The organism is Cupriavidus sp. a3 (assembly GCF_051015765.1).
Taxonomy (GTDB): Bacteria; Pseudomonadota; Gammaproteobacteria; order Burkholderiales; family Burkholderiaceae; genus Cupriavidus; species Cupriavidus oxalaticus_A.
Window position 1 is genome coordinate 3,528,205 of the sequence record NZ_CP170643.1, and the last position, 24,815, is coordinate 3,553,019.

Genomic DNA, 24,815 nt, shown 5'->3' on the forward strand with positions numbered 1-24,815 from the left:
GCCGTCTTTGTTTCATTTGCAGCACTCCTCAGGCTCACAAAGCCTTTAGTGTGTTGCATCGACCGGTGGAATCTGCAGCCAGCTTCTGCCGCTCGCCTGAGTCATACAGTGGACACTCGAATGGTGCTGGTCCACATCGAAACCCACCATTTGCGGGACGCTCGCTTGTCGGCCGTAACGGGCATCGAGAGCCGGCCGAATGAACGACAGTTGTCTGATTGGAAACGGAATGTCGGCGTCGATACTCGCGTCTCATGCCATGATTAATGCCATTTTGCGCATTTTGCGCAGGCGGCGAGAGCGGCGCGCGCGGGTCAGCAATATAAGCGCACAGCCTCGACTGCGCCTTGGATTGCTTCAGAAAACGTCTTGTAGGAGACATTCTCGCGTATTGCAGGCAGCCCCAATGCCATGAGTGACACGATTCCCTTGCCAATCTGCAGATCATGGTACTCGTGGTCTGGATTTTGGTATTGCGCCCCCTTCACTCGGTTGAAACCGAGATCGCCGACCAGCATGATCACGGGAATTCCCGAACTCTCAGCGATCTGAAGCTCGATACCTAAGCCCGTTGACGGAAAGCTTGCATCGGCAACGACCAAATCGGCCTCTTCGACCATGCGACGATCCCAGTCGTAGCACAGACTTGCTTGATCCCCTTCAGGCTTGGATGCAAGTTGCGGATCGCTATCAACCAAGGCGTATCGCACCTTCTCGATGGCATCTATTGCCCGTAGTTGCTCGGCGAGCCCATGAAGATAGGTTGTGTATTGAGGAAAAACGTCTCGGGGAACATGAGTAAGCCCACATGCTATGTAAATTTGCATTTTGTACTTAGTTTGGCAAGCGGACGTTCGGAATCATGATTTGGTGACCCGTCATCTCACTTGCTATCTCGTCAAGGAACTGGGCCGGCGCCATCGCGACAAACTCGCTGAGTAGCCAGTTCTTTTGTCCGTCGAGATAAGACTGCAACTGAGATGGCTTATAGCGGCAGATCTCACTAAGCCGGTGCATCGCCGAGAGTGTCAGAGTGATCGGCATTCGGTTGATTTCATACGAACCGGCCGTCTTCAGATACCAGAGCGTGTGAGCGCCATTGATATAGTGAAACACTCTGCGAAGCGAAGCGTTCAGTTGACAAAGTGCATCCAGTTCAGAACTTGTAGGCGAGTTCGTCGTCGCCCAAACTATCGAAGCGACCGACTGAATAGCCGGTGTGCTCCCTGGGAGAGCTACTACTTCAGCAGGGAGACGCTTCCGATAAAACGTCCAATCAATGTTGTCGACGAACTCTGCCTGAAGCCGCACTTCACCTGATGAGGGATCACGGAGAAAGGCAGCGGTTTTCAAAGGTATAAAGCGCTCCCTTTTGTTTGCATAACTTAGGCAATAGGTTCTATGGATGCAGACCAAATTATAAAGTACGTCCTCCAAGCTGTGATGCGGGGATGGCTCGGCCTCACCAAAATAGGAAATCAGAGCGGGTACGATGCCCTGCTGCTTAATCGCAATACCCTCGTTGCTCAGCATGATTCTGCTATTCTGGCCGCGCATAAGGTGTGCACCGACGCCGTGGTATGGATTGAATGCGATGCCTTTAGCGGCGAGAAGTGCTTTTGCAGCATTCATGAAACAGTAATAGAGTACGAGCGGGGCGGATTCGATCGGCAATCCGCCGGCTGCACGATGAAAGTTTCTCGCTTGTCGCCAATAATGCAACGCTTCGTCTTTATGCTCCCGGCGAAGCCAAAGGTCGACATAGTCGAACGGGTCCAGAGTAAGGACCGTCTTCATGCTAAATTGCGGCTCCTTGACTGCTTTGGCTAAGGTGAGCGCCTTATTTCCGATAGCGATTCGTTCCATGGTCATGCGATCACTTTACATGCAGATGAGAAACTGGCCGCTCCAGCACGGCGATTTTGACCGCCAATGCTGCTCGGCAGGGGGTATAACTGTTTGGCGCCTGCGTTTACTTCCACGGTGCATGATACCGCACGCTTTCAGAATCGAGCCTTGCCCGCCAGTGCCCATCGATGGGCACGCCGAATCTGCTGGTGCAACTAGTGCAACTCGCCGCCGATTTGCTGCGCCATCTGACCTTCCCAAGGTCAGGTGCCGCACGGATGGCCTTCTCTGGCCAGGAAAGCCTTCCCTGCCCAACTCCTTCCGTAAATTTCGGTCCGTAAGTTGCAGCCGTAAGTCCCAGCCGTAAGTCCCAGCCGTAAGCCGCAGCCGTAAGCCGCAGCCGTAAGCCGCAGCCGTAAGCCGCAGCGATTAATAGTGGTAAGTCATAGCGACCGCCAAATTGTAATAGTTGACGGCCATTATTTATCTGTAAATATTGTGCGTCCGCATCGTTTCTAAAATTCCGTTGGCACTTCCCCCCCTGTGGATTCGTTACACCCCTCCAAAGAGCTTGAAATAATCCCCATTTTTGCTTAAATAGATCGATATCAATAACGATCGGATAATCCATCCGGGCGCGTGAGCGACTTTCTTTCACTTTTCTCATCATCGCGTTGAAATTTTTTTGCTATGTTTATTAGTAATAAACGCGACCAACCCATATCGGGTCGGCGCCAGATAGGAGGAATGGCAAATGTCATACACGCCTGTGGTCAGCAAGTACCATAAATTTCTTGCATCAGCCATGATGCCTTACAACGGGCAGACCCTGAAAAAACACGAAATAATGGCGGTGCTGCTTGCCAAGTATCCTGGCCTCTCCGAGAAGCAGCGCCAGTGGATATTCCCGTCAGATCATTGTGAAAATCATGTCTGTAAGGGAGCTTGTGACTGTGCGGGATCCCAGAACGCTATCTTTAGACAAGTCTCTCGTGGAACCTACATTGTCGTCGTTGGCGACACCCCGTGTATCGGCACCGATCTGGGTCATCCGTGATAGGGTAGTACCGCCAGATCTGACAGCCGATCGGCGTGCGGTGTTTGCGGGCCGGTTGAATGCGGGCGTCCCTGTTTCCCAGATTGCGCGGGACTTGAAGACCAGCAGACAGATCATAATGCGCGTTGGGGAAGCGGGGACAAGAATTTAGTGCAGGTCCGCTGCTGAGGAGATGAGCGATGGACATCTCACTTGACCATGGTACGTTCGTCAAGGTGCTAAACGCCCGTACCCCACGCACGGAGTTTCTCGTCGGCAAGACTGTGCAAGTTGTCGCCTATGGCAAGCGGACCGGCGTGTATGCCGTGTTCTTTGATGGCGAAATGTATGCGCCGTTCCGGCATGAAGACTTTGAGGTAGTGAGACATGGCGAGTGACGTTGCCTCGTGCCAGTGACGCGGTATCCGATTTCAGCCGGAAAAGAGGCGAACCCCGTTGTTGCTTTCCGGGACCGTTCTACCGCCCCAGTCTGGACGACAATCGTTACCGCTGGCCCTTCTTGGCCCGTACTCGCGAACGGTCCTAATGGACCATTACATGCTCAGGGAATACCATCTAGGCTAAGCACTTCTTGTTCAATGTCCTCGTGCATTTCCTGCTGGCAGGTGATACGTTCAACGCCGAAGCCTTCAAACACCTCCGCGGCGCATCCGAACTCATGCTCGAGCGTGATCGCAAAGGTGCAATATCCGATTGGGTCGAGGTCGCGCGTGCACGCGATCAGGCGGTACTGGATCCGCTGATATCGAGACCCATCCTCTCGCTGTCCGCAGTCCACCATCGTGCCGCGATCCAGGTGGAGACCGTGGCCTGCTAAGGTGCTGTACCGATCTGAGTTTTTATCTTGCTTTCGCGCCTTCTTTACTCCCTTGCAGAGTTTCTGTAGCACGTCTGCCAGACCTGGCGCCTTCGGCGGCTCAGTGAAGATGACAAAGTCATCGCCCTCCGACCCCGCCTAGGCTGGCTTGGAGAGTTCCAGAGGTAGTGGTCGTGACAGCGCCTCTTCGACACACTTTTGATCAACCATCGAATCGTTCGCTCTTCATTGTTGGAGGCCAGACTGCGGGGGCTCATCCGCTCGGCAAACTCTTACAGCGCCCCGCGCGCAGACCGGTCGCCAGCCTTTGCGGCCTGGCGCAAAAGTCGAAAACCTGTTTCCGGATCAGCGTCGGCGTGCCGGCGATGCAGATGGGCCCTTCGACGTCACAGGTCCGTCGCTGAAGCGCCCGATCGCGCAGAAGTGAGCCGCTGGGTAAACGGAGCCGCCTGTCACGCGTTGGGCGGCTGGCGGCCATTCTTTTCTTGGTGGCAGTGAGTCCGATCGGGCACGGAGCACTGTTGTGATTTTGCAAGGGCGAGCGCCCCTCCCCCTTGTGTATCTGGAAATTCTGAGGCTACACTCTCTTCCGTCAGTCTCCAATTCGGAGCTGATGTGGTGCCAGCATAAGCTACTTAGCTGGTCCCCGTGTATGCCCCCTACGGGCGAGCGGGTTTCGAAGTTTGAAATCTTCCTATATAGGAGCCGCTCAATGCCCAAGACTCTCGTGCGTCTGCGCACCCTCGCGTTTCAGCATCAGTCCGGTCGTTGCTACTACTGCTGCTGCCCCATGTGGCAGCGATCCCCGGAAGCATTCGCCTCGACCTTCCATCTCTCCAAGCGTCAGGCCCGCACCCTCCAATGCACGGCCGAGCATCTCCATGCGCGCGTTGATGGTGGCGGCGACTTCGAATGTAACATCGTGGCCGCCTGCCGGCTGTGCAACGCACGCCGGCACCAGCGTAAAGACGCGCGGGACCCGATCCATCACAAGGCACATGTTGCGCGACTGATGGGGCGCAAGCGCTGGCATGACCCATGGGTCTTCGAGAAGGTATTGCATGCCGGCGCGGGGCGATGAGCCCCTCGCCGCTCAGCGACCGCGCCGTCAATCCCAACGCAAATGCCAATGGGTCCGTCGGGTGGCCCGATGCCACGCTTCGGGAGTGAGCCGCGGATGCCGCGAGAGAATGAAAAGCGCCCGCCCTGAGGGCTGGCTGCGGAGATTCACAATCTCGAACCCGCATTGTGGCATATTACTTGATGGTGAGTAGCTTCAGGGCTCCCGAGGCAGAACGTGCTTCTTGATCTCTTCGATCGCATGCGGGGTCAGCCGGACTTCCTCGCCTTTGTCACCATTCTCCCGAGCGTTGAGGATTTGCATGATCAGGTCGCTTACCGACTTCCCCTAACCCCATCCACGTGGCATTACGAGGGCACCTAACCCCTCCGCTACAGTGTCCCCGGCGGTTGTCGCCCACGAAATTGACCCTGAACGACTGAAGGGCACCACAGAAGAGTCATAAGAAAATGGCATGATTCAATGGCTGAGATGGGTCGGTTCCAGCCTCCGACCATCTCGAAACAAGGGGCGTGGCGCTGTCCACCACCGTGCCTTCGCACATCTATGCGGTCCCGATAGCGCTGTTTGATGGCGCGCTACCGACCCGCATATGCCGGCTAAAGGGATCGCACTATCATGGGCGCACGACGCCGATGATCGACACCAAGCGGAGACCGAATTCGAAATCGTCCAAGCGCCCAGTGTCCACCACTACTACGAAACATGACAGAAACCGCGCAATGCGTCGCTGAGCTGGCACGGGAGGAATGCATCCATCGACCTTCGTCGATGAATGGGCTACAGCCGTGACTGGCCTACTGGCTGACGAGGTAGCGCCCGACGCAACGGATAATCTGCTTGCTGCCCATGCGCTGGCAAGCTGTCACCCATATGACATGGTGGTCCTGACCATCGCTCATCATAGGGAACTGAAACAGCACGTTTAGTCTCGTCCGTCGGGGCTGGTGAGTAGAGATTGGAGTGGTTCCTGAGCATGCCTCGCACGAGTGACGGGGCCTTGTGCGGCCTACTCTCTAGTAGCGTGGCTTTCGCCGCAACGAGCCTTGGAATTCAGGCGCTGGTGCGTCCGCAAAGACACGAAGCATTTGCCTTGCCCGGTCAAGCGCTGGCAGCAAATCGTCCCGACCTCGCAAACTTGCCATGTCTCGAGCTCTTTGCTCGTTCTCACCCATCTCGTTTGCGAGCGCGATGGCGCCCTCTGCATTCATGGCTCGGATTGCTCGGCGAGACCCATGTGCCGGCACGGATGGAATAAGGCGCCAGGGCAACGTTATCGCTTTCTCGACAGAGGTGGCCAAGACTGAGTCTGCGACCAGACCCGCGGGCAGCCGCCCGGCGTTCGCACGCGTTGCTGCAATCCAGGTCTCGATCACGTCGTTGCAAACGTCGACGACCGCATATTGAATGTAGTCCACGCGCACACGCAGGCGTCTTGCGTGTCGGCGCCGGGCACGTCGACGATTGCGCGCAGACGCGGGGTTCATCGCTGGGGCTTCCATCCATCATCCTCATTTCAAAACATCCGATGTTTTGCAAGAGGGAGACCGAGCAACTCGACCAACTCGTTGGGAGCCGCTATGAAATCCGCCTTCTCGGTCTCCCACCAACGACCTCGTCTGAGTCGGATACGTTTCGCGCATCCCGTGTTCAAACATCGGCGAAAAGTCCAGATTGAGCGCTCTGCGTTCTTCGTGATCATCGGCGGGCAACGTTACGTTGGCCAGCTTGCCATCACCGCTCTCGGAGCACATCCTTGTCGGAACATCAAGGCTTCGCCAGAAATGCTGCCATGGCTGACTCGTACTCCTTTGTCACGTCCCGCCATGACCGCACACCGTTAAAGGTAGCCCAGCGATCCCATGCATAGCGAGCATCGTCCGCCAAGCTGGCGCCGTCGCGCATCCGATAGCGCCGGCCACTTACGGTTCGGAACTCCATGGCGCTCGCATCGAAGGCCTCAATGGCACTGCTTACCTGCCCCGCTCCTGTCGACAGGTCGATTCCAACTAGGTGCCGTTCCCCCTTATCGGTCTCGACTACCGCCCAGCAAGCCAGATCGATCTCCGGCTTTAAAGCCACATCAGGTGTTTGCCAGAACATCAGCTCATCCTCTCATCTCAGGCCCGCCAGAAAGTCGCTCCAGTCCCAGGAATAGGCACATCCGGGCGGATTGGGTGCTTCGGCGACGATGGGTCGTGCGGAACCTCGAATGTTGTGGCGAAGTAGCTGCGCGTTGGCTCGGGAATCTCGTTCAGTCCGACATGGGAAGTCCGATCCGCCGAAAGTGAACTGGCACCTGTGGCTGAACCGGACGTGGAGGCAACGCTTCTTTCCCGGTGAGGGCGACCGCAATACTGCGTGCAACCAGATCCCATACGGTGGCAGACCAGCGGGGATAGTCCCAGAAGCGTCCCGCTCCAAGACGCCTCCAACAGATGCTCCTCCATATCGATCTGGTAGTCCGCCAGAGCGCCGGAGCGAATCCGACCGATCTCGGCGGTCGCCAGTGTGCGACGATCTTGCAGTCCGCCGCCGGGCATTAGTTCAACCGTTACGCGTAGCATGCCTTCGTTCATCCCTTTTTGAGTTTCGGAACATCGATTTCATTGGGCATCAGTTCACAGGATTTGCGCATTTGGGCCACGAGCCAATCGACCTCCGGTCCACCGAGTTGCCAGACAGCCTGCTTGTTGCGCACGCCACGTTCCACCCAGCCAAGCATTTCATTCCGGCTCCGGCTGCGTTGCTCAAGTGCTTGGCGGCGGCAGTACGCGACAAGCTGCTCGACCAGATCCGCACATCGCGTAGCGCTCGACGCGCTCTTCTTCGGTCAGTCCGACGACGAATCTGCCGTTGATCATGCGGGCAGCAAACTTGGCCTGTGTGTGCCGGCGAGGCTCGCTAAAAATGGGTTGCGCGGAAAATCGTCGGGGAGTTGCATCGTGGATGCTAGAAATAAGATTTAGCCCGTGGCGGAGACGGCAGTCGGCTTCGGCAACTCACGCGGCCTGCGCACACAGCTCGCCATCGCTTGCAGCGTGGGTCCCGAGCGTGTACAGGCGCCGAAGCCGTGTCATGCCGCGTGGTTGCTCCCGATGGCAGGGTTCCAAGCGACCGTCCCGACCCACGTAGGCGTAGTACACAGTAGGCTCCTGCTCACTCTCATAGCTCCAAAGCTCGCAGACCGGCTGCGCGCCCCGGCTCGCGGAAAGAATATCGACCGCAACTTGCTCTTCCGGCTGTTCAGGCTGCAGGCCCGCGAGTTTCTCGACCAGTTCGTCGATGGAATCAATGAGAGCCAACCCGCGCTGCGCCTCGGCATTGGCAAGCGGGAGGTATAGCAGAAAGACAGGATCGGAAATCCTGACAGCCTGCCATGAGGAGAAGAGGGCGTTGTCTGAGTCGGTGAACAAATTCAACTGCCATTCGTGCTTCGTTATTAGCATCGTGAAAAAAAGTGTTCTCGAGGGTTCTGCCAAGACAAGCCACAGCTCGCTGGCCGGCGAAAAATTGTTCCAGTCCCAAATAGGTCGTTCGAAAGATTCGCCCCCCTGCGCGAGGGCTGCGGATCCGCCAAGGTTGTGCGTTGATGAGGCACGCATGGGCTCCGGGATTTCTTGCAAGCGCACTGATGCGAACGAGTCATTCTCATGATTCGGCACATTGGGATCTACAGTCCAACCACCAAGCTGAGATTCGGCCTACTTGCAAGTGAGCCAGTACCCCGAAGCATGTATTCCCCCTTCCTTACACATCAATTTCACACAGCATGCGCAATTTCCGCCCTTCTCCCGCCGCATTTAGGCCCTGATGACCCCATCGGCCGCGTAAGGACCCTTTCTGGCAAGGTCTAGGCGGAGTTTCAAGCCCTCACCCAGTTGGCAGTTGCCGCGGCCGACGCGAACTGGCGCAATACCAGCGGTGCGCATCGGACCGCGAGAACCGTTCTTTACTCGCCAACGCCGGAGCAATAGTAGTTATTTTAGCGTAAACGCTAAATATTTAGCTAGAGAGTTCTGTACCAGGCACAGGACTATGGGTAGAAGGGAGGTACTCCAAGATCACTATCGGACAGGATGGACCTCCTTCATGCATTCGGACAGGCAGTCCGAATTGCTCGCGAACAAGCCGGACTCACTCAACAAGAGCTCAGTGAGAGGTCCGGCGTTCATTCCGTTTCATTAAGTAAGTTGGAGCGGGGAGCAGCAGAGGCCCGTCTGCTGACAATGGAAGCCCTTGCACAAGCGTTGTCACTAACGCTGTCAGAACTGTTGCGCCGAGCCGAGGGATTGCAAAGCACTCAAAAATAGCGAAAAGCCGTATCTATTCAACTAGCGGATCGCCTCGCTGCAGAAATCCATAAAGGTGAAGGGAAATATATGCAGTTTCGGTATCCGGCCTTAAAAGCTAGCCTGAAGCAGATGGAAGTTGAGATTGAAGCCGCAAGAGTTCGCGAGCGGGAGATCGCGATTGAGAAGATTCGGCGACTGCTTGCCAGTGCAGACTCCGCCCCGAAGATCTGGGACGGCTGCTGGGGATAGGGGCACGGTCGCTCACGCATCGCACTATGCCCCGCACGCGAAAGCACGTGGCGCTAGCGGCGGAGCGCCCCTCGCGTAAGCAGCACTCTAAACGGCTACGAACGAGCACGATGAATCAGCGAGCTATGCTTGGCAAGAAGCACGAGCTTTACATGGACCCGCACACAGGAAAGACTTGGTCGGGTCGTGGCAGGCGCCCAGGATGGCTTCGCGGCAATGAAAGCCGCTATCACGTGACAGGGTTCTGGGGAAACCCGTCCAGCTCGGCCCCGTTTTGCCACCCTCGCGCAAGTAGCCTATATTTGGGGAGCGGACGCAGGCGGACTGCCTAAAGAATGGTTACTTGGGTCTTTGCGCGAGGTCTGGAGCCAAATGGCCGGGCGGGCCTGTCAGAAATTTTGTGTTTAGGGCATAACATGTCGCCAAGGAGCATGTCATGCCACGTAGAAACAAGACGAGCCAGGCCGCCGATCGTGAGCTGCCGACCATTCCGGAGGATCTGATCGCCCATTTCGTAAAGGGCCCGATGACTGCCGAGGCGGTCCAGGACGCCTCGATGGCGTTCAAGAAGGCCCTGATCGAGCGGGCCTTGGGCGCCGAGCTCGGCCATCATCTGGGCTACCCGGCTGGCGCTGAGCGCCCAGCCGGCACGGCCAATCAGCGCAATGGCAAAAGCGCCAAGACGGTCTTGACCGAGGACGGGCCGCTGCGGGTAGACATCCCGCGCGATCGAGACGGCAGCTTCGATCCGATCCTGATTCCCAAGCACGAGCGGCGCTTCACCGGGTTCGACGACAAGATCATCGCCATGTACGCCCGCGGCATGACCGTGCGCGAGATCCAGGCGTTTCTGGCCGAACAGTACGGCACCGAGGTCTCGCCCGAGTTCATCAGCTCGGTCACCGATGCGGTCGTGGACGAAGTCACCACCTGGCAAGCCCGCCCGCTGGAGGCGATGTACCCGGTGGTCTTCTTCGACGCGCTGCGGGTCAAGATGCGCGAGGACGGCGTGGTACGCAACAAGGCCGTCTATCTGGCCTTGGGCGTACTGCCCGACGGCACGCGCGACATCCTGGGCCTGTGGATCGAGAGCACCGAAGGCGCCAAGTTCTGGATGAAGGTGTTCAACGACCTGAAGACCCGTGGCACGCAGGACATCCTGATCGCGGTCACTGATGGCCTCAAGGGCATGGAACAGGCGTTGAATGCGCAGTGTTCCCGAATACGACCCTGCAGACCTGCATCGTGCACCTGATCCGCAACAGCCTGGATTACGCCGGTTGGAAAGGAGCGCCGGGCCGTGGCGGCGGCGCTCAAGCCCGTGTACACGGCGCCCACTGTTGAGGCGGCGCTGGCCGAACTGGCGGCCTTCGAAGAGGGAGAATGGGGTAAGAAATATCCTCCGATCGCCGCTTCCTGGCGTCGCGCCTGGGACCAGGTGATCCCGTTCTTTACGTTCCCGCCGGCGATCCGCAAGATCATCTACACGACGGATGAAATTGACAAGCCCCCGCACGGATTGGAGTTGCATGTTTCCGTGAATCCAGCAACCGTAGTGCCGAACCTCGAGATCGAAGTGTTTGCCCGAGAACGGTCGCACTACCGACACGCACCCTGAACGAGGCCCCCCTCAAGCGCTCACTCACTTAGTCCAAGTTTTTCGAAGAGAATACGATTTCTCCGCTGTGCGTTTCGCAAGAGGCGGTCATACGAGATCACCTCAATGTAGGCTGGCAAATTGGGGTGCTGGAAATAATAGCCTTCGCCATCGAAGGTCTCATGTGCGAAGCCGCGCAGGCATCGTCGGAGTGAAGGCGTCAGATCCGCGATGAAATAGCCAACGAACCGCAGGTTCTTGCCATGGATCTGTCGGCCTGTGACAGACATTACGGTACCCTCCTGGAGTTCGTAGAAGCGATCGGTGATCTGACGCAGCGGATCCGAGTTGGAATAGTCATCTCGCTGCGGGCGTTTGAATTCGATTACCACTGCTGCTCCTGTCGCGTCCCCGGAATCTGGTCCCACGGTGATCGCTCGATCGTAGAAGCAGCCGATGATGTCCGGCTCCTTGTTTGACGCGCTGTTCAGCCCGGGAATCGACTTCATCTTTTTATCTGACGCCAGAATGGAATGAAAACTCAAGCCCTCGTCGATCAGCCATAGATTTTGCTGGTCCCTAAACACATCGACAGAGGTCCTGCCCATCGGAAACACCAAATTGTGCAGATCTTGCTCAAGGGCGTAGTTCGCGTCGTCGGCGAGCTTCTGGAGCGAGCGCTCCAGAAGATCAAGAATGACGCGCCGGTGAACGATGTACTTCGCAAGCTGGGATTTTCCTAATTCGTTCTCCGTCTCAGTGTATTCCTCCAGCCGCTGGCGATAATTGGCGTCTAGACCCTCTTCAAGGAGCTGTCGAATCCTGGACCCTTCAGCCCGATGCTCGGACTCGATCTCACGCAACTCCCGCCACAATTCGGCGTCAATGGCGCTCCGGCCACCACTAAACCGTACTCTCCGAAGTACCCGGTCTCGATACTTCGCGTGCGTAAGGATTCGATACTCGGGCATCTCACGGACCAGTTCCTGCAGTTGAGCCTCACGCCGCGCCACAGTCGTATCGACCGCTTCCCGGAAGCGGTCTCGCACAGCAAAGCCGATCTTTTCGAGCAACTCACCCTTGTTTACGAGTTGCTCGTCCTCCAGGTCACCGTCTTCGCTCTGGAAAATGACGCTCGTGCGCGTTAAATCGAGGTGCCGGTCCAAATAGTCGCCGCTTACCAGCACACGCAGACCGTACGGCTTCCCCTCCTCGTCAAGCAGACGATCGGGCATATCAGGCACAATCTTGCCGAGCTCCTCCTCGATGACCGATCGTCCATTTCCGCAAAAGATGACTCTGGGCACTGCGTTGGCTCGATAACTCCGCACATACGACAGCTCGAAGGCATGCCCGGAAAAGTTCAACGTGTCACGCGCCGTACGCATGCCAACGCTAGCGCTGTAAATTGCCGTCAGATCAATCGTGCGTCCGCCCGATTTGACTCGTATCTCTGGTATTTTCCCGAGCGCGAAGAGCGGCAGAAAATGCTCAATGATGCGTTCGCCGAAGAGATAGGGATCTGATGGGAGGTGCTTAACATAGCTTTCGCGCGCCCCGCGAAGTTGGACGACAGTCTGGACTTGCTCTCGCGATGGGCCACACGATTCGATCTGGACCTCGCGCGTCGCGTCGAACGAAAAGCAGATATGCTCCACTCATTCATCGTCCACAAAATAGGTGCTCTCTACGCGCGCATCGTTAAACACCTTGAGATAGGTGAAACGGCCAAAACCTTTCCCGCCGATGGAAATCTTGCGGTTGCTATAGACCTTCTGAAAGGACGCTAAGTTAGCATCATGGAAACCTGAGCCATTATCTGTAATGACGAGCCCATCCACTGGCCACGGTTCACCTTCAACTTCGCGCTCATCGATGAGGTCTCGACGCTGGCAGATTTCGATGTCGATGCGCCCTTTCCTGGGATCATCCCGATAACGCTCATCTATCGCATGAATGCTGTTGGAGACGGCTTCGAATATCGGAATCATTGCCCGTTTTGCGGGCAGACCCATTGCCCGAACGAGACCTTCTACATCGCTGTCCATTGCGGCCCCTTCTTGGAAGTTTTCTTACGCTGTTGAAGTACCGTTGCCCCAGAAAGATAACGACCTGAGGTGTGGCCGCAGAATTATGCCACCGCGCCATCACACTTGGCTCTGGGGGCCGCAAGTAAGCAGATGGAGAAGTTCTCGGGACGTATAGGTGAGGGAAGGTTCTCACGGTTGGTAAGAACTTAATTTGGTAGTAAGAACTTAATTTGCTAGTAAGAACTTAATTTTCTCGCGCCACAACCAACACAGATCGCCGCCAATACTCCATTGCACTCTTCATCCGGCGACGAATCATGTAATGCACACATGCATCAGCCAGCCTGATGGCTTGCCGCCTGACCCAGAGCGCACGACCATGCTATCGGAGCTAATTGACCGCAGCGCCCAGCGTGCCGGCGAACTGGGCTCGGAGCCGAGGCCTTGCGTGCCGACCCACCTTGATCTTCCGTAGGCAAGCTTGGCGAGAGGCTTTATTCCGCTGCGGATGCAAAACGCTGTGACGCCTGTCAGTTTCGGCCGCGGGCAGGGAACATTCCTTCACTTCCCCGCCATCTCGAACGTCCAACATCGCACGTAACGCTGTGGATAACTCTGTGGATATCCAGTTGGTATCCTGTGGGCAAGTTGGCGCTCTCGAGGTTTTTTCACGCCCCTATCTACGAACTAGATAGATACTCAAACCAAACAACAAAACCCCCAACGAGTCAGTCAGTCCAACTTCCTTACTAACGAACGTTGGTTGACCATCCAGTCGGCGGTCTGGAAGAACGCCTGCATCAGGCGCAGCTGCAGGTCCTCGGACAGGCCGATGTCCTGCATCGCCAGTGCCATGCAGCGCATCCACTGGTCGCGCTCGCTGATACCGATCTCGAACGGCATGTGGCGCGCGCGCAGGCGCGGATGGCCGAAGCGCTCGATAAAGTGGTTGGGGCCGCCCAGCCAGCCGCACAGGAACCAGAACAGCTTGTCGCGCGAGCCGTCGAGCGACGGCGGATGGATCGCGCGCAAGCCGGCAAACTGGGTTTCCAGGTCCATCAGGTCATAGAAGCGGTCGACCAGCTCGCGCACGCGCGCCTCGCCGCCGACCAGCTCGAAAGCCGTGACCTCGGGGGCGCCGTCGGCATTGCCGGATTGTTGATTGGATTCAGTACTCATCACAAACTCGAGGCGCGGCGCCGTTCAGGCGTCACGCAAGGTCGCCAGCGCCGGCTGGCGCAGCACTTCGCGCAGGCCCAGCCAGCCGCCGGCAAAAGCGCACAGCATGCCAGAAACCACGCCGACCGGCACGATCCACCCATTGAAGCGGTAGGGGAAGTCGAAAACGAACTGCGACAGCCCCCACCCCACCGCGATCGCTCCCAGGCTGGCCAGGAATCCTGCCAGGCCGCCCACCACGAGGAATTCCGCGTATTGGGTCTGCCGCACCAGCGCCGCCGACGCCCCCAGCGCCTTGAGCAGGCCGGCGTCGCGCATGCGCTCGTCGCGCGCGCCGGACAGCGCCGCGTACAGCACCGTGACCCCGGCGGCCAGCGTGAAGATAAACAGGAACTCCACCGCCGCGATCACCTGGTCCAGGATATCCTGGATCTGGCGCAGGATCATGTCGGTGTTGACCACCGTGATGTTCGGGAAGGCCGCGATCAGCCGGTTGCCCAGCGCCGCGCTGGCAGCGGGCAGGTGGAACGAGGTGATGTAGGTCTCGGGCATGCCCTGCATCGCCGACGGCGGCAGGATCACGAAGAAATTGACCCGCATCGAGCCCCAGTCGAGCTTGCGCAGCGAGGTCACGCGCGCCTGCACCGCCTGGCCGGCCACGTCGAAACGCAGCGTGTCGCCGAGGTGGATCCCGAGCGTCTTGGCGATGCCCTCCTCCACCGAGGCACCCGCGTCGGTGCCGGCGCTGCCGTCGGACCACCGCCCGGCGATCACGCGGTTGCCCTCCGGCAGCACATCGGTATAGGACAGGTTGAATTCGCGCTCGACCAGGTTGCGCGCGCGGCCTTCCTCGAAGCTGCCGGCCTGGATCGCACGCTCGCCGATATGGGTCAGGCGCCCGCGCACCATCGGATAAAGCAGGTCGTTGATGCCGGCGCCGGCCAGCATCTTGCGCAGCGGTTCGCGCTGGTCGGGCTGGATATTGATGATGAAGCGGTTGGGCGCGTCGGCCGGCGTGGCGCTGCGCCACGAATCGACCAGGTCGTTGCGGGTCATGCCGAGCAGCAGCAGCGCCATCAGCCCCACTGCCAGCGCCACGGTCTGCAGCACGGTGACGCCGCGGCGGCGCTCCAGCACCGCCAGCGCAAAACGCCAGCCCATCGACGCGGCACCACGCAGGCGCCCGCGCAGCAGGCGCGACAGCAGCGTGAGCAGCCCCAGCGCCAGCAAGCCGAACACCACGCCGGCGCCGACGAAGCCGCCCGCGGTGGTCAGCCCGAGCCGCAGGTCGCGCGCCGCCACCAGCAGCAGCGCGACGAAGGCACCCAGGCCGAGCGCGTACGCGACCCACGCGGATACCGGAGGCAGCCCGATATCGCGGCGCAGCACCCGCAGCGGCGCCACGCGCGTCAGCGCCAGCAGCGGCGGCAGCGCAAACCCCGCCAGCAGCACCAGTCCCGCCAGCACACCCACCAGCGCCGGCAATGCCGAAGGCTGCGGCAGCGACACCTTGAGCAGCCCGCCCAGCGACAGCAGCAGCCCGTAGTGCGCCAGGTAGCCGATCAGCACGCCGGCCAGCGCGCCGCCCGCGCCGATCAGCAGGAATTCCAGCCCGAACGCGCGCAGGATCTGTCCGCGCGACAGCCCCAGGCACTTGTAGACCGCGCAGGCATCGGTATGGCGCTGCATGTAGCGGCGCGCCGACATGGCGATTGCCACCGCCGCGATCATCGACGACAGCACCGCCACCAGCGACAGGAAGCGCTCGGCCCGGTCGAGCGTGGCGCGCATCTGCGGCTGGCCGGATTCGAGCGACTCGATGCGGGTGTTGCGCAGCTTGCGGCGGTCGATCTCCGCCTGCGCCCATTTCTGGTAAGCGGCACCGGCGGCGTCGGGGCCGGCCACCAGCAGCCGGTAGGTCACGCGGCTGCCCCAGCCGATCAGGCCGGTGCCTTCCAGGTCCGACAACGGCATCAGCACGCGCGGCGCAAAGTTCATGAAGCCCGTGCCGCGGTCCATCTCCTGCGTGATGATGCGGTCGATGCGGAAGGTGCGGCTGCCAAGCTGAAGTGCGTCGCCCACGTTCAATCCGAGCGCGCCCAGCAGCGCTTCGTCGACCCATACCGTGCCCGGCGCGGGAATCCCTTCGGCGGGCGCGTCCGGCGTGCCCGGCGCGTTGGCCACCCTGAGCCTGCCGCGCAGCGGATAGCCGTCGGTCACCGCCTTGAGCGCGGCCAGCTGGCTGGGCGCGTCGGCACCGGCGGCGCGCGCCTTGCCGCTGGCCGTGGCCATGCTCGGGAAGGTCACCGTCTGCGCCACCGCCAGCCCCTGCTGCCCGGCACGCTGCGCGAAGGCGGCGTCGAAAGGCTGGTCCGAGACCAGCAGCACGTCAGAGGCGATCATTTGCCGCGCATCGCGCTCCAGCCCCAGCCGCATGCGGTCGGCCATGAAGCCGACGCTGGACAGCGCCGCCACCGCCAGCACCAGCGCGAACAGCAGCAGGTAGAGCTCGCCGGCGAGCCAGTCGCGGCGTGCCATGCGCAACGCCTGGCGCCAGGCGGAAAACCTGCCCGCTTGCGCGGTGCCCGCCCCGGCGGCGGGACTGGCATTGGTGGTCGGGGCGTCGATGGCGGACTCGGAGGGCATCGGTTGTTTGGTGAATTCTTCGGTGAATTGTTCGGTGATGGCTTGGCGCCGGTGCGCCGCGGGTCAGTCGGAAAGCCAGGAAACAGGGATACGGTCCGGCGTGAACGGCAACGGAACGGCAAGCGCTACGGAGGTCCCGGCCGCCCCGGCCGCGCGCTGCCGCCGCGCAGCGTGGCATGCAGCCGGCGCACGCCGCGCCACAGCCTGGGCAGCAGCCAGATGGCGGCCACCAGGAACAGCACCAGCACCACCAGGAACACTACCGGCAGGAAGAACGCCAGCATCAGGCTGCCGGTCGCGGTCAGGTCCTCGGTGAATGAGGCCGCCCAGTTGGAAAACGGTTCCGGCGAAACGTTGATCAGCGCGCGCGTGCCGGCCTTGGCCGCATGCGCGGTGCCGGCCAGCGTGCCGCCGATCAGGCCGGCAGCCACCACCCACTGCGGGTCGAGCTGGCCGAACGCGGCGGCCGCCAGGATCGCGCCGGCCGGAATGCGCACGAAGGTATGGATGCCGTCCCAGACCGAGTCGAAGCCCGGCACCTTGTCGGCGATGAACTCGGCCACGGCCAGCACCGCGGCCACGCCGATCACCCACCAGGATTCCAGCGGCTGCAGCCCGGGGGGCAGTTCCAGCCAGCCCAGGCGTGCCAGAACGCCGGCGGCGAACACGGCGAGATAGAGGCGAAAACCGCTGGCCCAGGACATGCCCGCGGCCAGCGCGGCGGTTTCCAGCATGTTGCTCCTTGCAAGGCCGGGCGTGCGCGGGGCACGCCCTGGCAAGGAGTGTAATACGAGCGGAGCGGGCGGGCAGCGCGCCCGCCATCCAGCCCATCATCCGCTCCTGCCGCCCGGCCCGCCGCTCAGGTGCCCTCCTTGCCGTCCGGCCCGAACCAGGGCAGCGCTTCCTGCGGCGTAAGCACCCCGGCCGGCTCGGCCATGGCGTAGCCGGGCAGCGCCTCGATGCGTTTTGCGAACGCCGGATCGGCCAGCAAGGCCAGCAGCGCCGCCATCCAGCCGGCGGTCTGGTCGTTCTTGCGCAGCGCCAGGTAGTAAGCCTCGCGCGTCAGCGGCACGAAGGCCAGGCCGTGACTTTCGGCGTTCATGCGCAGCCCGAAGCCAACCTGGGCGCGGCCGCCATGCACCGCCTCAGCCACCTTCTCGTTGCTGAACTCGGTTTCGTCATAGCCGGCGACCTGGTCCTGGTACAGGCCCTGTGCCGCCAGCAACTGGTCGAACAGCATGCGCGTGCCCGAACTGCGCTGGCGGTTGACGAAACGCGCCTGGGTGCGCACCAGGTCGCGCAGGTCGCGGATCTCGCGCGCCAGCTCCGGCGCCACGATCAGCCCCTGCTCGCGCCACGCCAGGCGCAGCAGCCGCACCGAGGCCGGCCGCAGCCACTTGCGCAGGGTCACATGCGCCACAGATCCCGCCGTCTGCACCGGCGAGACGTAGAAGCCCGCCAGCTCCGACTGCCGCTCCTGCAGGCATACCAGCCCTTCCACGCTGCCGCAGAACACCGTGTCCAGCTGCAACGGCGCGACCGCCTGGCCGAGCGCGGCAGCCAGCACTTCCACGGCCGGGTCATGGCTGCCGGTGAAATGGACGCACGATTGCGGCTGCTGGGCATCGTCGAGCTCGGCGATGAAATCCGCCATGGCCTTCTGCACCACCGGTTCGACCGACTCGCGCAGGCGCAGCTCGGCGCGCAGCAGCCGCTCGCCAAAACGCGTCAGCGATGCGCCGCGGCCCCGCTCCATGTCGAGCATGGAGCGGCCCAGCATTTCCTCCCATGTGCGCATCACCCCCCAGGCATGGCGGTAGGACAGGCCGATCTCGCGCGCGGCCCGGTGCAGCGAGCCGGTCTCGCGCACAGCCTTGAGCAACTGGAACACCTTGTCGTTGGCGCGCGGGTTGTCGTCCGGCGCAATGACCGGAAACAGGTCAAAGCGGAACGTCATATGTTCCTCGCTTCATATTTACATCTGAAATTCCGCTCGATCACAATGAACACCCCTGTTTTATTGTCTTTCGCTGCATTCTCCCCGAGTCCTGTAGGGAAAGGCAATTATGTCCATCAAAACATAACTCAATGGGTTCCCCATGCAGCCGCGCCACACCTCCAGCCCGTTCCGCCACCTGCGCCGCGCCACCGCCGCCGCCTGCGTGGTCCTGATGTCGGCCGCGCACGCCGGCGAACTGAAGCTCGCCACCACCACCAGCACCGACAACTCCGGCTTGTTGAAGTACCTGCTGCCCCGCTTCGAGCAGAAGTCCGGCGTCAGCGTCAAGGTGATCGCCGTCGGCTCCGGCAAGGCGATGAAAATGGGCGAGATGGGCGACGTCGACGTGCTGCTGGTCCACGCCCGCAAGATGGAAGACGCCTTCGTCGCCGCCGGCTACGGCGTCAACCGGCGCGACGTGATGTACAACGACTTCATCGTGGTCGGCCCGGCCAACGACCCGGCCGGCCTGAAGGGCGGCAAGGACGTGCTCGCCGGCTTCCGCAAGCTGTCGGGCAGCGGCAGCAAGTTCATCTCGCGCGGCGACAACTCCGGCACCGACGTGATGGAGAAGGAGTACTGGAAAGAAATCGGCATCGAGCCCAAGGGCAAGCTGTGGTACGTCAGTGCCGGCCTGGGCATGGGCGAGGTACTGACCATGGCCGCGCAGATGCCGGGCTACACGCTGTCAGACCGCGCCACCTACGGCGCCTACCGCGCCAAGACCGGCCTGGCCATCGCCATCGAGGGCGACCCGAAGATGTTCAACCCGTACGGGATCATCGCGGTCAATCCGGCCAGGCACCCGGGCACCAACTATGGGGATGCGATGAAGCTGATGGAGTGGGTCACGTCGAAGGAAGGGCAGGACGCGATCGCCAGTTACAAGGTGGAAGGGGAACAGCTGTTCTTCCCGAACTACAAGGCGCAGACCGCGCAGAAATAAATCGCCCGGGGGCAGGGGGATCAACCCGCCTCCGCCTCCAGCCGCGGCAATTGCGGCAGGTCCGCCGCCACCTCCGCGATCATGCGCCGGATCCACATGATGTCCGGCGCCGCGTGGCAGCGCTCGTGCCACAGCTGGTAGAAGCGCATGCGCGGGAACGACACCGGCGACGGCACCATGCGGATCGGCAGATATTGCGCATAGTGCGCCGCGAACTGGCGGCCGGTGGTGAAGACCATGTCAGTCTTCATCAGCACATACGGCACCAGCCCGAAGTACGGCAGCGTCACCTGGATATTGCGCTTGTAGCCCTGCTCCGCGAGCGCCTGGTCGATCATGCTGCGCTGCATCGACGCATATGGCGCCGGGGCCAGGTGCGGCATCTCCAGGTAGTGCTTGAGCGTCAGTCCCTTGCGCGCCAGCGGGTGCTGCGCGCCCAGCATGCACACCACCTCATCGTCGAACAGTGGCGAGATATGCAGGTGTTCCGGCGGCGACAGCCAGTTGCCGACCACGATATCCAGCTGCCCCTGTTCCAGGTCGTCGAGGAAGTCCGACGACGACGTCATCGGATGCACGAACAGCTTGGCGCCCGGCGCCAGCCGGCGCACGCGCTCGACGATATTGGGCAGGAAGAAGGCGTCGAGGTAGTCCGGCGCCCCCAGGTGGAAGGTGCGCGTAGTGGTGGCCGGGTCGAACTGCTGCGGCGGGCGGGCAATGCGGTCCATCGCCGCGAGGCTTTGCTCGGCCAGCGCCAGCAGTTCGCGGCCGCGCTCGGTCGGCACCATGCCGTTCTTGCCCCGCACCAGGATGGCGTCGCCGGTGATCTCGCGCAGGCGCTTCAGGGTGTTGCTGATGGCGGGCTGCGACTGGCCCAGGCGCACGGCGGTGCGGGTCACGCTCTGCTCGGTCAGCAGGGTGTGGAGCACCCGCAGCAAATATGTATCGAGATGGTCGCGTCCGTGCATGGCGATGGGCAGCCCTCCGGCGGGGGTCGGATAGGTGGCGTGGGGGATGGGAACGGCGCATAGTGTATGACAAGCACCCCACAATCGGTCAAATCCGCATACCGCTCAGTGCGGCCGGGCACCGACCGGCGTGCCCGCTGATGGCGCATATCACCTGGGTCGAATATTGCATGAAACGTAGCGATGCTATGTTTCCGCCATCCCCAAGAGAGAGAAGACCATGGAGACGCAAACCATCCGCTTTTTCCACCGCGGCCAGGTCAAGGAAGTATCCGACGCCCCCATTACCCGCACCGTGCTGCAGTTCCTGCGTGAAGACGCCCGCTGCACCGGCACCAAGGAAGGCTGCGCCGAAGGCGACTGCGGCGCCTGCACCGTCGTCATTGGCGAACTGCAGGACGGCGGCGACGTCGAATTCAAGGCGGTCAATGCCTGCATCCAGTTCCTGCCCACGCTCGACGGCAAGGCCCTGATCACGGTCGAGGACCTGCGCCAGGCCGACGGCACCCTGCACCCGGTGCAGGAAGCCATGGTCGAGTGCCACGGCTCGCAGTGCGGCTTCTGCACCCCCGGCTTCGTGATGTCGCTGTGGGCGCTGTACCAGCAGCACACCCCCGGCGGCGAGGCGCCTTCGCGCCAGACCATCTGCGACGCGCTGACCGGCAACCTGTGCCGCTGCACCGGCTACCGGCCGATCATCGACGCCGGCGAGCGCATGATGGCCCTGCCCGCCCCGACCGACGGCAAGCTGGACCCGAAGCAGATCGCCGACACGCTGCGCAACCTCAAGCGCGGCGAGACCTTCCGCTACCGCGCGCAGGGCCAGGACTTCTTTGCCCCGCGCACCGCGGCCGAGTTCGGCGCGATCAAGGCGGCGCAACCCGATATCCGCATCCTCGCCGGCAGCACCGACGTCGGCCTGTGGGTGACCAAGCAGTTCCGCGAGCTGGGCAACCTGCTCTACGTGGGCCAGGTGGAAGACCTGAACCGGATCGAGGAACGCGACGGCATGGTCGAGATCGGCGCTGCCGTCACGCTGGAGAAGGCCTACGCCGCGCTGAATGCCGCGCACCCGGAACTGGAAGAGATGTGGAAGCGCTTCGCTTCGCTGCCGATCCGCAATGCCGGCACGCTGGGCGGCAATATCGCCAACGGCTCGCCGATCGGCGACTCGATGCCGGCGCTGATTGCGCTGGGTACGGAAGTGGTGCTGCAGCTTGGCGAAACCCGCCGCACGCTGCCGCTGGAAGACCTGTACCTGGCCTACCAGAAGACCGCCATGCAGCAAGGCGAATTCGTCGCCGCGCTGCGCGTGCCGGTGGCGGGGCCGCAGCACTTCCGCACCTACAAGCTGTCCAAACGTTTTGACGAGGATATCTCGGCCGTGTGTGCCGCATTCGGCATCACCGTGCAGGACGGCATCGTCCGCGAGGCGCGCATCGCCTTCGGCGGCATGGCGGCCACGCCCAAGCGCGCGGCCGCCACGGAAGCGGCCCTGATCGGCCGGTCGTGGAACGAAGCCACCGCCCGCGCCGGCATGGCCGCGCTGTCGCAGGACTACACCCCGCTGACCGACATGCGCGCGACCGCGTCGTACCGCAGCCGCGGCGCCGCCAACCTGCTGTACCGCTTCTGGCTGGAAACCACCAGCGAAGCGCTGCCCGCGGCAGCCGTCAATGTCCGTGCGCCCGGCGCCGGCACCATCGCAATCGTCACGGCCTGAGAGAAAAAGGAAAATCGGCATGAACAAGCAAACCGAACCCTTCCTGCTCGACGCCGGCATTGCCGCCGAGGCAGTGCCGCAGGTCGGCATCTCGCGTCCGCATGAATCCGCCCACCTGCACGTGGCCGGCACCGCCACCTATACGGACGATATCCCCGAGCTGGCCGGCACGCTGCACGCCGCGCTCGGCATGAGCAGCCGCGCGCACGCCCGCATCAAGTCGATCTCGCTCGACAAGGTGCGCGCCGCTCCCGGCGTGGTGTCCGTGCTGACGGTGGACGACATCCCCGGCACCAACGACTGCGGCCCGATCATCCACGACGACCCGATCCTGGCGCGCGACGTGGTGCAGTTCATCGGCCAGCCGGTCTTTATCGTGGTGGCGACCTCGCACGACGCCGCCCGCCGCGCCGCCCGCCTGGGCGTGATCGAGTATGAAGACCTGCCGCCGGTGCTATCGCCGGAAGCCGCGCACGAAGCCGGCAGCTATGTGCTGCCGCCGATGCACCTGAAGCGCGGCGAGGCGGTCAGCCATATCGCCGGCGCTGCCCACAAGGACGGCGGCAAGATCCACCTCGGCGGGCAGGAACAGTTCTACCTGGAAGGCCAGATTTCCTACGCCGCGCCGCGCGAGAACGACGGCATGCAGGTGTGGTGCTCGACCCAGCACCCGACCGAGATGCAGCACGCCGTGTGCCATATGCTGGGCTGGCAGGCGCACCAGGTGCTGGTCGAGTGCCGCCGCATGGGCGGCGGCTTCGGCGGCAAGGAATCGCAGTCGGCGCTGTTCGCCTGCTGCGCCGCGCTGGCCGCGTGGAAGCTGATGTGCCCGGTCAAGCTGCGTCCGGACCGCGACGACGACATGATGATCACCGGCAAGCGCCATGACTTCGTGTTCGACTACGAAGTGGGCCACGATGACGAAGGGCATATCGAGGGCGTCAAGGTCCAGATGGTGTCGCGCGCCGGTTTCTCGGCCGACCTGTCCGGCCCGGTGATGACCCGCGCCATCTGCCACTTCGACAATGCCTACTGGCTGCCGAACGTGCAGATCGACGGCTACTGCGGCAAGACCAATACCCAGAGCAATACCGCCTTCCGCGGCTTCGGCGGCCCGCAGGGCGCGTTTGCGATCGAGTACATCCTGGACAACGTGGCCCGCAACGTCGGCAAGGATTCGCTCGAAGTGCGCCGCGCCAACTTCTACGGCAAGACCGGGAACAACGTCACGCCGTACGGCCAGACCGTGGAAGACAACGTCATCCACGAGCTGATCGACGAACTGGTCGCGACCAGCGCATACCGCGCCCGCCGCGAGGCCACCCGCGCCTTCAACGCGCAGAGCCCGATCCTGAAGAAGGGCATCGCCATCACCCCGGTGAAGTTCGGCATCTCGTTCAACGTGGCCCACTTCAACCAGGCCGGCGCTCTGGTGCACGTCTACAACGACGGCTCGGTGCTGGTGAACCACGGCGGCACCGAAATGGGCCAGGGCCTGAACACCAAGGTGGCGATGGTGGTGGCGCATGAGCTGGGCATCCGCATGGAACGCGTGCGCGTGACCGCCACCGATACCAGCAAGGTGGCCAACACCTCGGCTACCGCGGCATCGACCGGCGCCGACCTGAACGGCAAGGCCGCGCAGGATGCCGCCCGCCAGATCCGCGAGCGCCTGGCCGCGTTTGCAGCACGCAAGGCCGGCGTCGAGCCGTCCGACGTGCGCTTCAACGATGACCTGGTCAGCGCCGGCGAGCTGCGCGTGTCCTTCGGCGAACTGGCGCGCGAGGCCTATGTGGCGCGCGTGCAGCTGTGGTCCGACGGCTTCTACACCACGCCCAAGCTGCACTGGGACCAGAGCAAGCTGCAGGGCCGCCCGTTCTACTACTACGCCTACGGCGCCGCCTGCTCCGAGGTACTGGTCGATACGCTGACCGGCGAATGGAAGCTGCTGCGTGCCGACGCGCTGCACGACGCCGGCCGCTCGCTGAACCCGGCGCTGGATATCGGCCAGGTCGAGGGCGCGTTCATCCAGGGCATGGGCTGGCTGACCACCGAGGAACTGTGGTGGAACAAGGACGGCAAGCTGATGACGCACGCCCCGTCCACGTACAAGATCCCGACGGTCAACGACTGCCCCGAGGAATTCAACGTGCGCCTGTTCCAGAACCAGAACGTCGAGGACAGCATCCACCGCTCCAAGGCGGTGGGCGAGCCGCCGCTGCTGCTGCCGTTCTCGGTGTTCTTCGCGATCCGCGACGCGATTGCGGCGGTGGGCGACTACCGCATCAACCCGCCGCTGAAGGCGCCCGCCACCAGCGAGGCGATCCTCGACGCCGTGGAAGCGGTACGCGAAGCGGCAACGCAAGCGGCCTGAGCGCAG

Annotated in this window: 23 protein-coding genes and 1 pseudogene; 10 read left to right on the forward strand and 14 right to left on the reverse strand. The window is 61.9% G+C overall.

The features are described from left to right. Positions 1–314: 314 nt before the first annotated feature. The 3 genes from ACAD63_RS16940 to ACAD63_RS16950 all read right to left on the reverse strand — a co-directional run bounded on the left by ACAD63_RS16940 (position 315) and on the right by ACAD63_RS16950 (position 2,479). On the reverse strand, positions 315–827 hold the full coding sequence (locus tag ACAD63_RS16940) for a hypothetical protein (protein ID WP_434033011.1): 513 nt from the start codon (positions 825–827) through the stop codon (positions 315–317). 7 nt (positions 828–834) lie between these two features. Beyond that, complete coding sequence (locus ACAD63_RS16945) at positions 835–1,872, reverse strand: YaaC family protein (protein WP_434033012.1); 1,038 nt, start codon at positions 1,870–1,872, stop codon at positions 835–837. A 100-nt stretch (positions 1,873–1,972) separates the two neighbouring features. Continuing rightward, on the reverse strand, positions 1,973–2,479 hold the full coding sequence (locus ACAD63_RS16950; protein ID WP_434033013.1) for a hypothetical protein: 507 nt from the start codon (positions 2,477–2,479) through the stop codon (positions 1,973–1,975). 123 nt (positions 2,480–2,602) lie between these two features. Between ACAD63_RS16950 and ACAD63_RS16955 the strand changes: the two genes are divergently transcribed. The 4 genes from ACAD63_RS16955 to ACAD63_RS16970 all read left to right on the forward strand — a co-directional run bounded on the left by ACAD63_RS16955 (position 2,603) and on the right by ACAD63_RS16970 (position 4,803). After that, positions 2,603–2,905 carry a hypothetical protein gene (locus ACAD63_RS16955; RefSeq protein ID WP_434033014.1) on the forward strand — a complete coding sequence of 101 codons (303 nt, stop codon included), beginning with the start codon at positions 2,603–2,605 and terminating at the stop codon, positions 2,903–2,905. A 179-nt stretch (positions 2,906–3,084) separates the two neighbouring features. After that, positions 3,085–3,282, forward strand: coding sequence for a hypothetical protein (locus ACAD63_RS16960; protein ID WP_434033015.1), 198 nt, complete (start codon positions 3,085–3,087; stop codon positions 3,280–3,282). Between the two features lie 194 nt (positions 3,283–3,476). Beyond that, positions 3,477–3,722: a hypothetical protein gene (locus ACAD63_RS16965; protein WP_434033016.1), complete on the forward strand. Its 246-nt coding sequence runs from the start codon at positions 3,477–3,479 to the stop codon at positions 3,720–3,722. A 712-nt stretch (positions 3,723–4,434) separates the two neighbouring features. Next, complete coding sequence (locus ACAD63_RS16970; protein WP_434033017.1) at positions 4,435–4,803, forward strand: HNH endonuclease; 369 nt, start codon at positions 4,435–4,437, stop codon at positions 4,801–4,803. 1,516 nt (positions 4,804–6,319) lie between these two features. Here the strand turns inward: ACAD63_RS16970 and ACAD63_RS16975 are convergent. From ACAD63_RS16975 to ACAD63_RS16990, 4 genes are all read right to left on the reverse strand, one after another. Beyond that, positions 6,320–6,505 (reverse strand): type II toxin-antitoxin system CcdA family antitoxin, encoded by a 186-nt coding sequence (locus tag ACAD63_RS16975; protein WP_434033018.1) that lies wholly within the window; start codon positions 6,503–6,505, stop codon positions 6,320–6,322. A gap of 65 nt (positions 6,506–6,570) precedes the next feature. Continuing rightward, complete coding sequence (locus ACAD63_RS16980; RefSeq protein WP_434033019.1) at positions 6,571–6,906, reverse strand: hypothetical protein; 336 nt, start codon at positions 6,904–6,906, stop codon at positions 6,571–6,573. A gap of 472 nt (positions 6,907–7,378) precedes the next feature. Beyond that, positions 7,379–7,528 carry a hypothetical protein gene (locus ACAD63_RS16985; protein WP_434033020.1) on the reverse strand — a complete coding sequence of 50 codons (150 nt, stop codon included), beginning with the start codon at positions 7,526–7,528 and terminating at the stop codon, positions 7,379–7,381. 277 nt (positions 7,529–7,805) lie between these two features. Further along, positions 7,806–8,408, reverse strand: coding sequence for a hypothetical protein (locus ACAD63_RS16990; RefSeq protein WP_434033021.1), 603 nt, complete (start codon positions 8,406–8,408; stop codon positions 7,806–7,808). Between the two features lie 474 nt (positions 8,409–8,882). Between ACAD63_RS16990 and ACAD63_RS16995 the strand changes: the two genes are divergently transcribed. From ACAD63_RS16995 to ACAD63_RS17005, 3 genes and pseudogenes are all read left to right on the forward strand, one after another. Continuing rightward, entirely contained in the window at positions 8,883–9,116 is a 234-nt protein-coding gene (locus ACAD63_RS16995; RefSeq protein ID WP_434033022.1) for a helix-turn-helix domain-containing protein, read from the forward strand. A 383-nt stretch (positions 9,117–9,499) separates the two neighbouring features. After that, on the forward strand, positions 9,500–9,679 hold the full coding sequence (locus ACAD63_RS17000; protein WP_434034005.1) for an H-NS family nucleoid-associated regulatory protein: 180 nt from the start codon (positions 9,500–9,502) through the stop codon (positions 9,677–9,679). Positions 9,680–9,903: 224 nt separating this feature from the next. Further along, a pseudogene (locus tag ACAD63_RS17005) lies at positions 9,904–10,965 on the forward strand (IS256 family transposase). A 20-nt stretch (positions 10,966–10,985) separates the two neighbouring features. On the opposite strand, the gene ACAD63_RS17010 reads toward ACAD63_RS17005, so the two are convergent. From ACAD63_RS17010 to ACAD63_RS17035, 6 genes are all read right to left on the reverse strand, one after another. Further along, positions 10,986–12,602, reverse strand: coding sequence for an ATP-binding protein (locus tag ACAD63_RS17010; protein WP_434033023.1), 1,617 nt, complete (start codon positions 12,600–12,602; stop codon positions 10,986–10,988). Next, positions 12,603–12,992 carry an ATP-binding protein gene (locus ACAD63_RS17015; protein WP_434033024.1) on the reverse strand — a complete coding sequence of 130 codons (390 nt, stop codon included), beginning with the start codon at positions 12,990–12,992 and terminating at the stop codon, positions 12,603–12,605. A gap of 714 nt (positions 12,993–13,706) precedes the next feature. Further along, positions 13,707–14,153, reverse strand: coding sequence for a group II truncated hemoglobin (locus tag ACAD63_RS17020; RefSeq protein ID WP_434033025.1), 447 nt, complete (start codon positions 14,151–14,153; stop codon positions 13,707–13,709). Positions 14,154–14,177: 24 nt separating this feature from the next. After that, complete coding sequence (locus tag ACAD63_RS17025; protein WP_135704871.1) at positions 14,178–16,799, reverse strand: ABC transporter permease; 2,622 nt, start codon at positions 16,797–16,799, stop codon at positions 14,178–14,180. A gap of 125 nt (positions 16,800–16,924) precedes the next feature. Further along, positions 16,925–17,533, reverse strand: coding sequence for a DUF4126 domain-containing protein (locus ACAD63_RS17030; protein ID WP_133094138.1), 609 nt, complete (start codon positions 17,531–17,533; stop codon positions 16,925–16,927). A gap of 125 nt (positions 17,534–17,658) precedes the next feature. Further along, positions 17,659–18,756, reverse strand: coding sequence for a substrate-binding domain-containing protein (locus tag ACAD63_RS17035; RefSeq protein WP_434033026.1), 1,098 nt, complete (start codon positions 18,754–18,756; stop codon positions 17,659–17,661). A 142-nt stretch (positions 18,757–18,898) separates the two neighbouring features. Between ACAD63_RS17035 and ACAD63_RS17040 the strand changes: the two genes are divergently transcribed. After that, positions 18,899–19,744 (forward strand): substrate-binding domain-containing protein, encoded by an 846-nt coding sequence (locus tag ACAD63_RS17040; protein ID WP_135704869.1) that lies wholly within the window; start codon positions 18,899–18,901, stop codon positions 19,742–19,744. A 20-nt stretch (positions 19,745–19,764) separates the two neighbouring features. Here ACAD63_RS17040 and ACAD63_RS17045 read toward each other — a convergent pair whose 3' ends face one another. Beyond that, complete coding sequence (locus ACAD63_RS17045) at positions 19,765–20,712, reverse strand: LysR substrate-binding domain-containing protein (protein ID WP_063241445.1); 948 nt, start codon at positions 20,710–20,712, stop codon at positions 19,765–19,767. Positions 20,713–20,932: 220 nt separating this feature from the next. Between ACAD63_RS17045 and xdhA the strand changes: the two genes are divergently transcribed. Both xdhA and xdhB read left to right on the forward strand, forming a co-directional pair. Further along, positions 20,933–22,435 carry a xanthine dehydrogenase small subunit gene (gene xdhA, locus ACAD63_RS17050; protein ID WP_434033027.1) on the forward strand — a complete coding sequence of 501 codons (1,503 nt, stop codon included), beginning with the start codon at positions 20,933–20,935 and terminating at the stop codon, positions 22,433–22,435. A gap of 19 nt (positions 22,436–22,454) precedes the next feature. After that, positions 22,455–24,809 (forward strand): xanthine dehydrogenase molybdopterin binding subunit, encoded by a 2,355-nt coding sequence (gene xdhB / locus ACAD63_RS17055; protein WP_434033028.1) that lies wholly within the window; start codon positions 22,455–22,457, stop codon positions 24,807–24,809. Positions 24,810–24,815 lie beyond the last annotated feature (6 nt).

Excerpts from the sequence above, each read along its gene's own strand:
- ACAD63_RS16940 (WP_434033011.1), bottom strand. The coding sequence starts at position 827 with ATGCAAATTTACATAGCATGTGGGCTTACTCATGTTCCCCGAGACGTT.
- ACAD63_RS16945 (WP_434033012.1), bottom strand. The coding sequence starts at position 1,872 with ATGACCATGGAACGAATCGCTATCGGAAATAAGGCGCTCACCTTAGCC.
- ACAD63_RS16950 (WP_434033013.1), bottom strand. The coding sequence starts at position 2,479 with ATGGATTATCCGATCGTTATTGATATCGATCTATTTAAGCAAAAATGG.
- ACAD63_RS16955 (WP_434033014.1), top strand. The coding sequence starts at position 2,603 with ATGTCATACACGCCTGTGGTCAGCAAGTACCATAAATTTCTTGCATCA.
- ACAD63_RS16960 (WP_434033015.1), top strand. The coding sequence starts at position 3,085 with ATGGACATCTCACTTGACCATGGTACGTTCGTCAAGGTGCTAAACGCC.
- ACAD63_RS16970 (WP_434033017.1), top strand. The coding sequence starts at position 4,435 with ATGCCCAAGACTCTCGTGCGTCTGCGCACCCTCGCGTTTCAGCATCAG.
- ACAD63_RS16975 (WP_434033018.1), bottom strand. The coding sequence starts at position 6,505 with ATGATCACGAAGAACGCAGAGCGCTCAATCTGGACTTTTCGCCGATGT.
- ACAD63_RS16980 (WP_434033019.1), bottom strand. The coding sequence starts at position 6,906 with ATGTTCTGGCAAACACCTGATGTGGCTTTAAAGCCGGAGATCGATCTG.
- ACAD63_RS16985 (WP_434033020.1), bottom strand. The coding sequence starts at position 7,528 with ATGCTTGGCTGGGTGGAACGTGGCGTGCGCAACAAGCAGGCTGTCTGG.
- ACAD63_RS16990 (WP_434033021.1), bottom strand. The coding sequence starts at position 8,408 with ATGCGTGCCTCATCAACGCACAACCTTGGCGGATCCGCAGCCCTCGCG.
- ACAD63_RS16995 (WP_434033022.1), top strand. The coding sequence starts at position 8,883 with ATGGACCTCCTTCATGCATTCGGACAGGCAGTCCGAATTGCTCGCGAA.
- ACAD63_RS17000 (WP_434034005.1), top strand. The coding sequence starts at position 9,500 with ATGGACCCGCACACAGGAAAGACTTGGTCGGGTCGTGGCAGGCGCCCA.
- ACAD63_RS17015 (WP_434033024.1), bottom strand. The coding sequence starts at position 12,992 with ATGGACAGCGATGTAGAAGGTCTCGTTCGGGCAATGGGTCTGCCCGCA.
- ACAD63_RS17020 (WP_434033025.1), bottom strand. The coding sequence starts at position 14,153 with ATGAGTACTGAATCCAATCAACAATCCGGCAATGCCGACGGCGCCCCC.
- ACAD63_RS17025 (WP_135704871.1), bottom strand. The coding sequence starts at position 16,799 with ATGCCCTCCGAGTCCGCCATCGACGCCCCGACCACCAATGCCAGTCCC.
- ACAD63_RS17030 (WP_133094138.1), bottom strand. The coding sequence starts at position 17,533 with ATGCTGGAAACCGCCGCGCTGGCCGCGGGCATGTCCTGGGCCAGCGGT.
- ACAD63_RS17035 (WP_434033026.1), bottom strand. The coding sequence starts at position 18,756 with ATGACGTTCCGCTTTGACCTGTTTCCGGTCATTGCGCCGGACGACAAC.
- ACAD63_RS17040 (WP_135704869.1), top strand. The coding sequence starts at position 18,899 with ATGCAGCCGCGCCACACCTCCAGCCCGTTCCGCCACCTGCGCCGCGCC.
- ACAD63_RS17045 (WP_063241445.1), bottom strand. The coding sequence starts at position 20,712 with ATGCACGGACGCGACCATCTCGATACATATTTGCTGCGGGTGCTCCAC.
- xdhA (WP_434033027.1), top strand. The coding sequence starts at position 20,933 with ATGGAGACGCAAACCATCCGCTTTTTCCACCGCGGCCAGGTCAAGGAA.
- xdhB (WP_434033028.1), top strand. The coding sequence starts at position 22,455 with ATGAACAAGCAAACCGAACCCTTCCTGCTCGACGCCGGCATTGCCGCC.